General features: G+C 64.7%; 9 protein-coding genes. 5 read left to right on the forward strand and 4 right to left on the reverse strand.

From position 1 onward, the window contains the following. The first annotated feature begins 55 nt into the window (after nt 1-55). Nucleotides 56-1,132, forward strand: a complete 1,077-nt coding sequence (locus QCE69_RS23890) for an alpha-E domain-containing protein (protein ID WP_309933349.1) — start codon at nt 56-58, stop codon at nt 1,130-1,132. Between the two features lie 16 nt (nt 1,133-1,148). Here QCE69_RS23890 and QCE69_RS23895 read toward each other — a convergent pair whose 3' ends face one another. Beyond that, nucleotides 1,149-2,222: a putative zinc-binding metallopeptidase gene (locus QCE69_RS23895; protein ID WP_309923659.1), complete on the reverse strand. Its 1,074-nt coding sequence runs from the start codon at nt 2,220-2,222 to the stop codon at nt 1,149-1,151. 171 nt (nt 2,223-2,393) lie between these two features. Between QCE69_RS23895 and QCE69_RS23900 the strand changes: the two genes are divergently transcribed. The 3 genes from QCE69_RS23900 to QCE69_RS23910 are packed head-to-tail and all read left to right on the forward strand — an operon-like array spanning nt 2,394 to nt 9,391. After that, nucleotides 2,394-5,840, forward strand: coding sequence for a transglutaminase family protein (locus tag QCE69_RS23900; RefSeq protein WP_309933350.1), 3,447 nt, complete (start codon nt 2,394-2,396; stop codon nt 5,838-5,840). Between the two features lie 36 nt (nt 5,841-5,876). After that, nucleotides 5,877-8,498: a circularly permuted type 2 ATP-grasp protein gene (locus QCE69_RS23905; RefSeq protein ID WP_309933351.1), complete on the forward strand. Its 2,622-nt coding sequence runs from the start codon at nt 5,877-5,879 to the stop codon at nt 8,496-8,498. Beyond that, on the forward strand, nt 8,495-9,391 hold the full coding sequence (locus QCE69_RS23910; protein WP_309923663.1) for a transglutaminase family protein: 897 nt from the start codon (nt 8,495-8,497) through the stop codon (nt 9,389-9,391). Before QCE69_RS23905 ends, QCE69_RS23910 begins: the two co-directional genes overlap by 4 nt. A gap of 12 nt (nt 9,392-9,403) precedes the next feature. Here QCE69_RS23910 and QCE69_RS23915 read toward each other — a convergent pair whose 3' ends face one another. After that, nucleotides 9,404-10,258, reverse strand: coding sequence for an oxidoreductase (locus QCE69_RS23915; protein ID WP_309923665.1), 855 nt, complete (start codon nt 10,256-10,258; stop codon nt 9,404-9,406). Nucleotides 10,259-10,491: 233 nt separating this feature from the next. Here QCE69_RS23915 and QCE69_RS23920 point away from each other — a divergent pair, with 233 nt between their 5' ends. Then, nucleotides 10,492-11,469 carry an aldo/keto reductase gene (locus QCE69_RS23920; protein WP_309923667.1) on the forward strand — a complete coding sequence of 326 codons (978 nt, stop codon included), beginning with the start codon at nt 10,492-10,494 and terminating at the stop codon, nt 11,467-11,469. Nucleotides 11,470-11,499: 30 nt separating this feature from the next. Here the strand turns inward: QCE69_RS23920 and QCE69_RS23925 are convergent, their stop codons facing one another. Both QCE69_RS23925 and QCE69_RS23930 read right to left on the reverse strand, forming a co-directional pair. After that, nucleotides 11,500-13,053, reverse strand: a complete 1,554-nt coding sequence (locus QCE69_RS23925; RefSeq protein ID WP_309933352.1) for a phospholipase D family protein — start codon at nt 13,051-13,053, stop codon at nt 11,500-11,502. Further along, complete coding sequence (locus QCE69_RS23930; RefSeq protein WP_309923671.1) at nt 13,050-14,420, reverse strand: TAXI family TRAP transporter solute-binding subunit; 1,371 nt, start codon at nt 14,418-14,420, stop codon at nt 13,050-13,052. The genes QCE69_RS23925 and QCE69_RS23930 overlap by 4 nt, the downstream gene beginning before the upstream one ends. Between the last annotated feature and the right edge of the window lie 127 nt (nt 14,421-14,547).

Consider the following 14,547-nt stretch of genomic DNA (forward strand, 5'->3'; position numbering starts at 1 on the left):
TGAGCATGGCACGCCATGCGGTATTGAAGACAACGACAAACCACCGGGAACACCCATGCTGAGCCGTACCGCGGATCATCTCTTCTGGATGGCGCGCTATACCGAACGCGCCGAAAACACTGCCCGGATGCTCGACGCGAACTATCAGCTTTCGCTCCTGCCGCAGTCCGACGAATACGCGGAACTGGGCTGGCGCGCGATGTTGTCGATATCGGAGTTGAGCGGGATCTATTCAGCGGCGCACCATGGCATGAAGAGCCGTGACGTAATTGATTTCATGGCGGCCGACCTCTCCAATCCTTCGTCGATCATCAGTTGCCTGCGGGCCGCGCGCGAGAATGCGCGCGCCGTGCGCAGTTCCACCAACAGCGAATTGTGGGAGTCGCTCAATACGACCTGGCTCGACGGTCAGCGCATGCTCGCCGATGGCATTCTCGAACGCGAGCCTTATACCTTCTTCGAATGGGTGAAGTTCCGCTCGCATCTGTCGCGCGGCGTGCAGCTGGGCACGCTGGTGAAGGACGATGCTTTTTATTTCATGCGTCTCGGGACTTTCATCGAACGCGCGGACAATACGGCGCGGATTCTCGATGTGAAGTTCGAGATGATGGAGCAACGCGACGATACCGCCGCGCAGCCGTTCGACTATCACCACTGGGTGGCGGTGCTGGGTTCGGTGTCGGGCTTCGAGGTGTATCGGCGGGTGTATCGCGATGTCATCACGCCGGAGCGCGTTGCTGGACTGCTGATCCTGTATGGCGACTGGCCGCGTTCGCTTGCCGCGAGCATCGCCGAAGTGGAGCAGCTGATCGCGCAGGTCACGAAGGGCCGCGACACGGATGCCGGGCGACTGGCGGCGGAGTTGAGCGCGGAACTGAGGAACGGGCGGATCGGCGACATCCTGCAAGCCGGATTGCATGCCTACCTCGTCAGTTTCCTTGCGCGCGTGAATGACCTGGCGGGCCGGGTGAGCCGCGAATTCCTGTTGCCGATTGCGCCTGAGCCTGAGCCTGAGCCTGAGCAGACCCAGACCCAGTCCCAGTCCCAGTCCCAGTCCCAGTCCCAGTCCCAGTCCCAGTCCCAGACGCTGTCGCTGTCGCAAACCCAGACGCAATCGCAGAGCAAGGGCTGAACGCGTGCATTGGGCTTCAGCGTTTGGCCGCCGCCGCGACGACGCGATGCACGAAGCGCAGCTTGTCGAGGACCGGAGGCGCAAGCGTGAACGGATAACCGTCCGGCATGCCGAGGCTGCGATTCAGGCTATTGAGCACATAGGTCAGCGGATACCAGCGCTTCATCAGGTTATCGAAGCTGGCGTCCTCGACAGGCGTCTGGTCGGTGAGCGTCGGCTCGTCCGGCGTGTCCGGCACGAGCACGAGGCCGCAGGACACCGCCGTGTCGAGCGTGTCGACGATATGCAGGTAGTGCGCCCAGGTTTCCGCCCAGTCTTCCCAGGGATGCATCGTCGCGTAAGCGCTGATGAAGTTGTCCTCCCACTGCGCGGGCGGTCCTTCGTGATAGTGGCGGTCGAGTGCGGCGGCGTAGTCGGCCTGTTCATCGCCGAAGGCCGTACGGAACGGGTTGATGCGCCCGGTATCGGCGATCAGCCGGTCGAAGAAATAGTGTCCGGACTCGTGCCGGAAATGCCCGAGCAGCGTGCGATACGGCTCGTGCAGCGAAGCGCGCGTCTTCTCGCGATGCGCGTCGTCGGCTTCGGCGACGTTGAGCGTGATGATGCCGTTGTTGTGCCCGGTCATCACGCCGTGGCCTTGCGAATCAGCTTCGAGGAACTGGAATTCGAGGCCGCGCTCGGGGTCGGTCTGGCGCGAGACAACTTCGAGGCCGAGTTCGGCGAAGGTATAGAGCAGCCGGCGCTTGGCCGCTTCGATGCGATACCAGAAGACGCGGTTATCTGGATTCGACAGATTGGGAATCACGCTGGTGAGCTGGCAGGAGCAGCACAAGGCATCCGCGGGCGTGTCCTCATCGGTGGCAGGAACGACCCAGTTGCAGACGTTCTCGACGGCGTAGTTGTGGCACGGCCGATAAAGCTGATCATTCGCGAGCGGATGCAGACTGCGCCAGCGGCCGTCTTCGGTTTCGTCGAATGCGCTGATCTGATTGATCTCGGGAATGTAACCGAGTCGCGCGCCACACTTTTCGCAATGCGTGTTTTCGAAAAAAACAAGCTGATTGCAACGGTTGCAGTGGAAGGTTTTCATCGTGTGGCCGGTATGAGTAAAGCCGCGCGGGATGGAGATTGCGGGCGCTGGCGGCGGAGCTTTGCGCAAGCTTCGTGCCGCGCGGGCGAGAAGGCTTCCACGACTAGCACGAGCGCGCGGGCCGTCTTTTTCGGTGCGCGGCGTCATTCGATTTGAACAAAGGAGTGCGGTGTGTCCATTCGTGTCGCGTTGAACCATGTCACGCATTATCGTTACGACCGGCTCGTCGGTCTCTCGCCACAAGTCGTGCGTCTGCGGCCGGCTCCGCATTGCCGTACGCCGGTCGTGTCGTATTCGATGCGCGTGGAACCCGAAGAACATTTCATCAACTGGCAGCAGGACGCGTTCGCCAATTACCAGGCGCGGCTCGTGTTTCCCGAGAAAACGCGCGAGTTCAAGGTGACGGTCGATCTCGTCGCCGAGATGGCCGTCTACAATCCGTTCGACTTTTTTCTGGAACCGGCTGCGGAAAAATTTCCGTTCGCTTATGCGCCGGAATTGCTGCACGACCTCGCGCCGTACATGGTCAAGCGCGAGCCGACGCCGCGATTTGCGACTTTCGTCGAAAGTATCGATCGCACGCCGCAGCCGACCGTGGATTTCCTCGTTGCGCTGAACCAGCGGCTGGCGAATGAAATCCGCTATCTGATCCGCATGGAGCCCGGCGTGCAGACGCCGGAGGAAACGCTCGAAACGGCGGCGGGATCGTGTCGCGATTCCGGCTGGCTGCTGGTCGAGGCACTGCGGCATCTCGGGCTGGCTGCGCGTTTCGTATCGGGCTACCTGCTGCAACTGGCGCCGGACACGAAATCGCTCGATGGTCCGAGCGGCACCGAAGTCGACTTCACCGATCTCCATGCCTGGTGCGAGGTGTACTTGCCGGGCGCGGGCTGGATCGGCTTCGATCCGACCTCGGGCCTGCTGGCGGGAGAGGGCCACATTCCCGTCGCCTGCACGCCCGAGCCCGACAGCGCCGCGCCCGTCTCCGGCGCGGTGGACAAGAGCGAAGTGGCGTTCGATCACACGATGTCCATCGCACGCGTGCTGGAAACGCCGCGCGTGACCAAGCCGTACAGCGAGGAAGACTGGCAGGCCGTGCTGCGCATGGGCGAGCAGGTGGACGTCAAGCTGGACGAAGGCGATGTGCGCCTGACGATGGGCGGCGAGCCGACCTATGTGTCGGTGCGCGACCGCGATGCACCGGAATGGAACACCGATGCGCTGGGTCCGACGAAGCGCGCCTACGCGGTGTCGCTGATGGACAAGTTGCGCGCGCAGTACGGTGCGCGCGGCTTTTTGCATATCGGGCAAGGCAAGTGGTACCCGGGCGAACAGCTTCCGCGCTGGGCGCTTTCCCTGTTCTGGCGCGCGGACGGCGAGCCCTGCTGGCACGATCCAGCGTTGTTCGCGGACGAGCGTCAGCCGGCGTCTTTTACCTCCGACGATGCCGGGCGTTTTATCCGGCATCTTGCATGCAAGCTTTCGCTGGATGCGAAATACGTTCAGCCCGCCTACGAGGACACGTGGTACTACCTGTGGCGCGAGCGCCGGCTGCCGGTGAACGTCGATCCGTTCGACTCGCGTCTCGATGACGAACTCGAACGCGCGCGCCTGCGCCGGGTCTTCGACGCCGGTCTGCCTTCCGTGACCGGCTATGTGCTGCCCATTTCCCGCGACGAAGGCCCCGCGTTGCAGCCCGGCGTGTGGACCAGCGGTCCGTGGTTTTTCCGCGATGAGCGCATGTATCTGATCCCCGGCGATTCGCCGATGGGCTACCGCTTGCCGCTGGAGTCGCTGCCTTGGGTTTCGCAGGCCGACTATCCGTGGCAGCACCAGCACGACCCTTTCGCTCCGCCCGTGCCGCTGCGTACGGCAACGGAATTACGCATGCAATATGCCGATCTGGATGTTGCATCAGGCATGCAAAATACCGGCTCGGCGGACGCGGTCGCTCGGGGCGAAAGCGGTGCTTCGACCAGCGGCGCGAGTGCAGGCCTTCCCCGGCGCGGTCAATCCGCCGCCGACACCCTCCGCACGGCGCTCTGCGTGGAAGCACGCGATCCGGCGCGCGCCGCCGGACCCAAAGCGGAAGCCGAGGCGTTCGAGAAACTCGGCAACGGCAACAAGCTGATCCACGTGTTCATGCCGCCGCTGACCGCGCTCGATGACTACCTGGACCTGCTGGCCGCCGTCGAATCGACCGCCGCCGATCTCGCCATGCCGGTGATCGTCGAGGGCTATCCGCCGCCGCGTGATCCGCGTCTGAAGATGCTGCAGGTCACGCCGGACCCGGGCGTGATCGAAGTGAACATTCATCCGGCGGCAAACTGGACAGAACTCGTCGAGCACACCGAGTTCCTGTACGCGGCTGCCCACGAGACCTACCTCAGCCCGGAGAAGTTCATGCTCGACGGCCGCCACACCGGCACTGGCGGCGGCAATCACTTCGTGCTCGGCGGGGCCACGCCCGGGGACAGCCCGTTCCTGCGGCGTCCTGATGTGCTCGCCAGCCTCATCGCGTACTGGCTCAATCATCCTTCGCTGTCGATGCTGTTCTCGGGTCTCTTCATCGGGCCGACCAGCCAGGCGCCGCGCGTGGACCAGGCGCGCAACGACCAGGTCTTCGAACTCGAGCTGGCGTTCGCCGAATTGCAGCATCAGTTGGACCGGCTCGGCGGGCGCGACAGTGCGGCGGTGCCGCCGTGGCTCATCGACCGCATCCTGCGCAATATCCTGATCGACGTGACGGGCAACACGCATCGCGCGGAATTCTGCATCGACAAGCTGTATTCGCCGGAGGGCGCCACCGGCAGGCTCGGGCTGCTCGAACTGCGCGGCTTCGAAATGCCGCCGCATGCGCGCATGAGTCTGGTGCAGCAACTGTTGCTGCGCGCGCTGGTGGCGCGCTTCTGGGACACGCCCTACACGACGCGCCTGACGCGCTGGGGCACCGAGCTGCATGACCGCTTCATGCTCAGTACCTTCGTGCAAATGGATTTCGACGACGTGCTCGCCGAGTTGCGCGAGGCCGGCTTCGCCTTCGAGCGCAGCTGGTTCGAACCGCATTTTGAATTCCGTTTCCCGCTGGTGGGTTCATACGACACCAACGGCATCGCGCTGACCATCCGCAACGCGCTCGAACCGTGGCACGTGATGGGCGAAGAGGGTTCCGCCGGCGGCACGGTGCGTTACGTGGATTCGTCCGTCGAGCGGCTGGAGGTGCGCGCGCTGGGGTTGAACGGCAACCGGCACGTCGTGACCGTGAACGGCGCAACGCTGCCGTTGCAGCCGACCGGACGCGTCGGCGATTACGTCGCGGGCGTGCGGTTTCGGGCGTGGTCGCAGGCGGCGTCGCTGCATCCGACCATCGGCGTGCATGCGCCGCTCACCTTCGATATCGTCGACACCTGGACGGGGCGCGCCATCGGCGGGTGCCAGTACCATGTCGCGCATCCCGGCGGACGCAACTACCAGACTTTCCCGGTCAACGCCTATGAAGCAGAAAGCCGCCGCCGCGCCCGCTTCTTCGCGACCGGACACACGCCCGGCACGATGTCCGTCGAAGCGCGCGAACGCAGCCTTGAATTTCCGTTCACGCTCGACCTGCGTTATCGTTGAAATGCATTCATCATTCAAAAGGTAAGCGGGAAGACTTTGGCCTATCAATCGACCTTGCCCTTCGACATCGCCGCCGCCCGCGCCGATGCGCTCGCGCTGCTGCGCACGTTGCCGGGGCGGCCGGGGCACTGGGACGAGTTGCGCGCTGCCTCGGGCGCCTTGCGCGAGCCGTGGCGGCAGTTCTTCGATCTGCTGGGCGAGCAGGGCATCGCGCGCCTCGACGACGGCGTCGCCGCGGTGGCCCAGCAAGTGCGCGACAACGACATCACCTACAACGTCTATGCCGACAACGGCAAGCCGCGTGCGTGGTCGCTCGACCTGTTGCCGCTCATCATCGACGAGGCGGAGTGGGCGGGCATCGAGCGAGGCGTCGCGCAGCGCGCGCGGCTGATGGAAGCCATCGTCGCCGATGTCTATGGCCCGCAGACCTTGCTGCAGCGCGGTCTGCTGCCCGCTGCGCTCGTGTTCGGAAATCCGGGCTATCTGCGTTCGGTGAAGGGCTTCGTGCCGCCGCTCGGGCGCTTCCTGCAGATCGTCGCGGTCGATCTCGCGCGTGCGCCCTCGGGCGAGTGGACCGTGATCGCGCATCGCACCGAGGTGCCGTCGGGTCTGGGCTACGTGCTGGAGAACCGGCTGATCGTCGCGAGCCTGTTCGCCGATCCGTTCCGCGCGATGCGCGTGAGCCGGCTCGCGGCGTCCTATGCGCAGCTGATTGCGACCATCGCGCAGGCCGCGCGCGCCACGATGCGCGACGACGAAGGCGGCCGCAGCAGCGCGGACGACGTGCCGCACATCGCGTTGCTGAGTCCCGGTCCGTTCAGCGAAACCTATTTCGAACATGTGTTCCTGGCGCGCTATTTCGGCGTGACGCTCGTGGAAGGCAAGGACCTCACGGTGCGTCATGACAAGCTCTATCTGAAGACGCTGGCCGGCCTGTCGCGCGTGCATGCCGTACTGCGCCGTCTTGACGACGCCTTCTGCGATCCGGTCGAACTGCGCGCCGATTCGAGCATCGGCGTGCCCGGTCTGCTGCAGGTCATGCGCGCGGGCAACGTGATGGTGTCGAACGTGCCGGGCGCGGGCTTCACGGAATCGCCCGCATTGAACGCGTTCCTCCCGGGCATCGCGCAGGCCCTGCTCGGCGAGACGCTCGAACTGCCCACCGTGCCGACCTGGTGGTGCGGCGAGGAAGCGGCCCGTCGCGAGGCCTTCGAACGATTCGACAGCGCACTCATCGCCCCGACCTGGCCGGGTGCGCAGGCGGACCGGGCGCCGGGCATCGATGCGGGCGTGCAGGTGCTGGCGGACTGGCGCGAGCGCATCGAGCGCGCGCCGGATGTCTTCACCATTCAGCCGCATCAGCCGTTCTCGTGTGCGCCGCGCTTTCACGATGGCGCGCTGGGTTCGCGCCCCTGCGTGCTGCGCGCCTATGCGGTCGCCAATCCCGAGGGCGGCTGGAGCGTCGTGCCGGGCGGCTTCACGCGGCTGGCGGCCGACCATCGCGCGACGGTGTCGATGCAGTTCGGCGGCAGCAGCGTCGATACCTGGGTGATGTCGAGCCAGGCGGGCGGTTCGGTATCGCTGCGTCCCACGCCGATCCGGCCCGGCGATCTTCGCAAACATCGGACCGTGTCGAGCCGGGCGGCCGAGAATCTTTTCTGGGCCGGCCGTTACGGCGAACGTGCCGAAAACAATGTGCGCCTGTGCCGTCTGCTGCTCGGCATGCTCGAAGGAAGCGATGCCGAGGAACTGTTTCCGACGCTGGCCGAACTGGCCGCGCAAAGCGGCCTGATCCCGTCGGGCGATACGCTCGCGCGCGCCACGCCACAAGCATTCGAACGCGTGTTGATCGCGGGCTTGCCGGAGACGCGCATCGGCACCAGCATCGGCAGCAATCTCGCGGATCAGGCGCGCGTGGGCGGCGAGATTCGCGACCGGCTCTCGACCGATCACTGGCGCGTCATTCTCGCGTCGCGCAACGACTTTCGTGATGCGCTCGTGCGCCTCGATCTCGACGAGTCCCGCGCCGAAGGCATCCCGCGTCTCGGCCGCAGCTACGATCGCGTGTTGCTGATGAACGCGCTCGAACATCTCGCGACCCAGCTCTGCGCGATCAGCGGCGCACAGGGCGACCGCATGACGCGCGACGAAGCATGGCGCCTGCTGTTCATCGGCCGGCATATTGAACGCGTTTCGACGATGGCGACCATCCTGCGCGTGGTCGCCGAATGCGGCACGCTGGCTTCGCCCGCAGGCTTCGACCTGCTTCTGCAATTGTTCGACAGCACGCTGACCTATCGCTCGCTATATCCGGGAAGACTCGAAGTGCCGGCGTTGATCGATCTCATCGTCGTCGATCAGACGAACCCGCGCGGGCTATACGGCGTCCATGCGCGCTTGCGCGTGAAGCTCGAGGAAATCGCGGCGGCGGCAGGCGGCGCACGGCGCTTGCAAGCCACGCGCTTCGCCGATCTGCTCGCGCCTGCCGACGCCTTGCCGCCGCTCGCCACGCTGTGCGAAACGCGCGGAGCCGGCCGCCATGATGCGCTGGTTGGGTTGTGCGACAGGCTGGTTGCATCGATGAACGCCGCGTCCAACGAAGTGAGCGCGCGCTATTTCAGCCACGCGAACACGCCGGCCGCGCAGGTGTCGTCATGAACATCGGCATGCACGATACCGTGCTCGCGGTGACGCACCGCACGACCTATCGCTACTCGACGCCGGTGGAGATCGCGCAGCACCTGGCGACCATCCGGCCGTTGCACTGTCCGTGGCAACAGGTAATTTCGCATACAGAACGCATTGAACCAGTGCCATCGTATGTGCATAGCCGCGTCGATTCATTCGGCAACGACGTGCTGTACTTCTCGCTGGACGCGCCGCACGAGCGTCTTTCGATGACGAGCGAAACCACCGTGCGCCTGACGCCGCGCTGGACCGCACTGGATGCGGAGGCGACGCCGCCTTGGGAAACCGTCGCGGAACGGCTGCGCTATCACGCAGGCGAGGCGTTCCTCGCGCAGGGCGAGTTCTGTTATGCGTCACCCAATATCCCGCTGGCGCACGCGTTTCGCGAGTATGCGCAGGCGAGCTTTCCTGCGGGCAGGCCGCTCGTCGCGGGCGCAATCGATCTGATGCACCGTATCCACGCGGATTTTGAATACAAGCCTTCTTCCACGTCGGTCGATACGCCAGCTTCGCGCGCATTCGAATTGCGGCATGGCGTATGTCAGGACTTCTCGCAGGTGATGATCGGCTGCCTGCGCGCGCTGGGCTTGCCCGCGCGCTATGTGAGCGGCTACCTGCGCAACGATCCGCCGCCGGGACAGCCGCGCCTCATCGGCGCGGATGCCTCGCATGCGTGGGTGTCGGTGCATTGTCCGCAGAGCGGCTGGATCGACCTCGATCCGACCAATGACGTGCTGGCCGATCTGGATCATGTGACGCTCGCCACGGGCCGCGACTACAGCGACGTGTCGCTGTTGCGCGGCATGATACTGGGCGGTGGCGCGCATCACATGGATGTCGCGGTGAACGTGCTGGCCTTGTAACGGCCTCTTGCGTTACTCGCCTTCAGGAAAGTCCGCGCCCACGGAAACCGCTTCCCAGCTGTCGAAGTCCTTGCGCAAGGCGTCGATCTTCACGCGCGCATTCGTCACCGCGGCCTTGCCGAGCAGCAGGCGCAGCGGCGGGTCCTTGCTTTCCACGGCCTGGATGATCGCTTCGGCGGCGCGCACCGGGTCGCCCGGCTGCTTGCCGCTGTAGCCACGCATCGTATCGGTGCGCGCCTGCGCGGTGCCGGCGTAATCGGCGATCGTGCGCGGCGCCTCGTTCGCCGAGCGTCCCGCCCAATCCGTACGGAACGGACCCGGCTCGACGATCAGCACCTTGATGCCGAGCGGCGCCAGCTCATGCGACATCGATTCCGACATGCCTTCCACCGCGAACTTCGTCGCGTGATAGAAGCTCACGCCGGGGAACGCGATGATGCCGCCAATCGACGAGACATTCACGATGGTGCCGTGCTTCTGCTTGCGCATCTGCGGCAACACCGCGCGCGTCATGTCGACCAGGCCCCAGACGTTGATGTCCACCATCTTGCGCACTTCGTTCAGGTCGCTCTCTTCGAACGAACCGAAGTAACCGATGCCCGCGTTGTTCACGAGCACGTCGATGCGCCCGAACTTGTCCGTCGCCGCCGTTACCGCGGCCTGCACCTGCTCGGGCACGGTGACGTCGAGTTGGAGCACGAGCGCGAGGTCGCCGTATTGTTTGGTGAATGCTTCGAGCGTCTTCGGATTGCGCGCGGTAACGACAGTCGGATAGCCGAGCGCGAGGGTCTTTGCGGCAAGATCGCGGCCGAAGCCGGTCGAGCAGCCGGTAATGAACCAGATGGGTTGAGCAGCGGGTGTCGTCATGGGAAGCCTCTTCAGTTCAGTCAAGGGAATGAAAGCGTTCGGCGGGATGATGCGACGCAGGGCATGTTAGCAGGGGCTGCGTATTCCAGCGCAAATGGTCCGGATGGTTCACGTGACTCTGAAACATGCCGGGCAGCGCGATTCGCTGCATTGTTATAAGGTGCGAAGTTTCGCAGCATGCGCAAGAGCATGCGCGCTCGCAGTTCCTTTCGCTTCGCAAGGAGATTTGCACGATGGATTACGTGAAACTGGGTACGACCGGCCTCGACGTCTCGCGGCTCTGTCTCGGCTGCATGACCTATGGCGTGCCGGAACGCGGCACGCATCCGTGGTCGCTCGACGAGGAGAAGAGCCGTCCGCTCATCAAGGAAGCGCTGGACGCAGGCATCAACTTCTTCGACACCGCCAATGTCTATTCCGACGGTACATCTGAGGAAATCGTGGGACGCGCACTGCGCGACTTCACGAAGCGGGACGACATCGTGATTGCGTCGAAGGTGTTCAACCGCATGCGGCCCGGCCCGAATGGCGCGGGCTTGTCGCGCAAGGCCATTTTCAACGAGATCGACAACAGTCTGCGGCGCCTGGGTACCGATTATCTCGACCTGTATCAGATCCATCGCTGGGACTATGCGACGCCGATCGAGGAAACCCTTGAAGCGCTGCACGATGTCGTGAAGGCAGGCAAGGTGCGCTATATCGGCGCGTCGTCGATGTATGCGTGGCAGTTCAGCAAGGCGCTCCATACCTCACGCGCGAACGGCTGGACCGAGTTCAGGACCATGCAGAATCACCTGAACCTGCTCTATCGCGAGGAAGAGCGCGAGATGCTTCCGCTGTGCAAGGACCAGGGCATCGGCGTCCTGCCGTGGAGCCCGCTCGCACGCGGCCGTCTCACGCGTGACTGGGACACGACCAGCGCGCGTCAGGAAACAGACACCTTCGGCAGCACGCTGTACAAGACCGACGAAGCCGATCGCGCCGTAGTCGAAGCCGTGGCGGCGCTGGCTCAGAAGCGCGGCGTGCCGCGCGCGCAGGTGGCGCTGGCATGGGTCGCGCAGAAGGCGCCGGTGAGCGCGCCGATCATCGGCGCCTCGAAGCCCGGTCATATCGGCGATGCGGTCGCGGCCTTGTCGCTGAATCTCACCGCGGAAGAGATCGCTGCGCTGGAAGCGCCGTATGTGCCGCACGCAGTGTCGGGATTCAAATGATCCATGCGCGTTGAAACGAGACCGCGCGGCTCATAGCTGCGATTCGATCGGCAGCAGCCCGAGCATCCAGATACCCGCGCGTTTCAGCTTGGACACATCGGGCTCCGTTTCAAGCACGGTTGTCGTGCCGTCGGCGGCGGTGTCGATCCATACCATGCGCTGATGGCCGGCGCCGTCGTCGCGCAGTTCGACGCGCCAGGCCAGGCGGTCGATCTGCTTGCCGATGCCGTCCGCCACTTCCGTAGCGGCCTGCGCACTCTCGCAATACACGCCGATTTCCGTGTTCAGCTGCACGGAGCGCGGATCGAGATTCATCGAGCCGATGAAGATGCGCGTCCGGTCGAACACATAGGTCTTCGCGTGGAGTGAAGCCTTGGACGAACCGAATGTGCTCTGCTTTTGCATTTTGTCTTCATTATTCGATGTGACGGGCTTAAGTTCATAAAGCGTCACGCCGGCTTCGAGCATGTCGCGGCGATAGCGCTGATAGCCCGCATGCACCGCCGCCACATCCGTGGCCGCGAGTGAATTGGTGAGCACAGTGACGTGCACGCCGCGCGCGGTCATCGAACGCAGCCATTGCACGCCTTCGCTGCGCGGCACGAAATACGGCGACACGATCAGCACGTCCTTGCCAGGCTCGAAGTCCAGCGCCTTGAATTGCGACATCAGATGCCCTTCGCTGTCGCCGGGCGCGCGGGTGATCTTCGCGGGATCGTCATAGAGCAGCGTGGCCTTGCCCCAAGAGAAGGCTTCATCGTGTGCCTGAAGCACGTCGGCCATGCGCTGCCGGACTTGCGCGACATAAGGCGAATGACGTTCCGCCAGCAGATAGGCATCCAGTTTGTCGCGATAGCTTCGCAGCGCGTCGGGATCGGCGGGACGGCCCACGAGATATTCGATGGGATAGGCCGCCGCCGAATTCCAGTAGAGATCGAATGCCTTCGACACGTCGCGCACCACGGGTCCATGCACCAGCACATCGAGATCGCCGAACGACACCGTGCTGGATGCGCCGAAGTATTCATCGCCGATGTTGCGGCCGCCGAGAATGGCCGCCTGGTTGTCGGCGACGAGCGCCTTGTTGTGCATGCGGCGATTCACGCGGAAGAATTCCATCGCCGAGCCGAGCTTCTTGAAGGTGCGGTTCGCCACCGGATTGAAGAGCCGCACCTGGATGTTCGGATGCGACGCGAGCGCGAGCAGGAAGCGGTCGTCGGCATTGGTGCCGAGGTCGTCGAGCAGGAGACGCACGCGCACGCCGCGATCCGCTGCCCGCATGATCGATGCCGCCATTTCGCGGCCGGTCAGGTCGTCGTGCCAGATGTAGTACTGCAGGTCGAGCGAACGTTCGGCGCGCTCGCTCAGGATCACACGGGCAATAAGCGCGTCCATGCCGTTGGGAAGCAGATGGAAGGCGTTGTCGCCCGGATGCGCTTGTTCGCTCGTCGAGAACGCCCGGCCCAGGGACGTGCCGGCGGTGTCGGTGAAGGCTTGCGTCTGCATGCGTCCCGCCTGCGGCGGCAGGCTGGCGCAAGCGCCCAGCAGCAGCGCCAGCGCGGCCAGCCATGCGCGCAGGCTCATCGCGGGCTCTCCGTCGCGCGATCGTGCAGCGGCGCTGTACCGGCACGCCGCCGGCTTTCGCTGAGACGCGCGCGCACGAAGCCGATGTGTTCGCGCAGTACGTAGAGTGCATCGACATGGGCGAGCGGCATCTTGAGCGTGTTGAGCGACTCCTCGATGTAGTCGAGTTCGACGAGCAGCGTACGCCTTTCGTTTTCGTCGACGAGCTTCATCGCGCCGCGTTCCACCGCGATCAGCGCGCCGTAATAACGATAGATGCGCGAACGCACGCGCCAGCGATAGAGCCAGGGCACGATGCGCAGCGCCGGAAGGATCAGCACCGCGACCGGCAGCAGCAGCACGAGCGCGCGGTCCGCGACGTTCGCAAGCCAGAACGGCAGCGTGCGATACAGGAAGCTCTTGCCCGAGCGGTAGTAGCGGCTGGCATCCTCGCTGATCGGAAACTCGTGCGCGACGGCGCGTGGAAACTGCCCGGCGGGTTGCAGCAAGCTTGCCGTGCCGTGGACCTCCTGCGCGGCTTCGATGAGCAGATCGGACAGCGCGGGATGCAGGCTCGGCCGCGCGACCAGTTCGAGCATCGGGCTCACCAGATGCACGGTCTCGGGCGGAATGAGGCGGCCCAGGTCGAGTATGCCGGGCGGCAGTTCGATGTCGTCCAGATACGGGAAGAGGCGCGTATAGGCGCGCGCTTCCGTGAAGTTCATCACGGAGACGCCGGGCACGCGCAACAGACGCAGCATGAGGTCGCGCGTGGCGGAGTCGCCGGAGAGCAGCACGGCGTCCGCTTCGTTGCTGACCAGTTGCGTGGCGGCCTCCAGGCCGTCGGTCGGGAGCAACTGCGTGCCGGCGCCCGGATAGATGCCGTTTGCTGCGAGCAGCTTGAGCGACAGCGTGCGCGTGCCGCTGCCTTCACGGCCGATGGCAATCCGCTTGCCCTCCAGTTGCGACAGCAGGCTTAGCCCCTTGCCGCGATAGAACACCACCAGCGGCACATACGACACGCTGCCGAGCGAGACCAGCTTCGACGCCTGTTCCTTCGTCGCGATGCCGCCTTGCACGAGCGCGAGATCGACATGCTGTTGCGGATCGAGCAGGCGGTCGAGGTTCTGCACGGAGCCGTCCGAAGGCAGTACGTTCAGCGTGATGCCGTTGCGCGCGAGGATGCCCGCGTATTGCTTCGAGATGACGTAGAACGAGCTGTCGGGCTGGCCCGCGCTCATCGTGATGGTGCGGGGCGGCGCGGGATCGACGAGCCAGTAGACCAGCGCGGAGATGATTGCAATGACCAGCACGACGGGGCCCGCGGTCCAGATGACGTCGTGCAGGACCCCTTTCACGTGATCGTCGGGCAGATGAGGGCGCTTCATGCGATGTCTCGTCATGAGCGCGTGCTCGTGGTTGCCTGGGCGTCGGGGAAGACATCGGGCATGGCGTGCCTCTGCCGGAAGCGGCGTTGATCCGCAGTGTAACGCCTCGTGCCGGCAAAGCGACAGG

It is taken from the genome of Caballeronia sp. LZ032, from assembly GCF_031451315.1.
Lineage (GTDB): Bacteria > Pseudomonadota > Gammaproteobacteria > Burkholderiales > Burkholderiaceae > Caballeronia.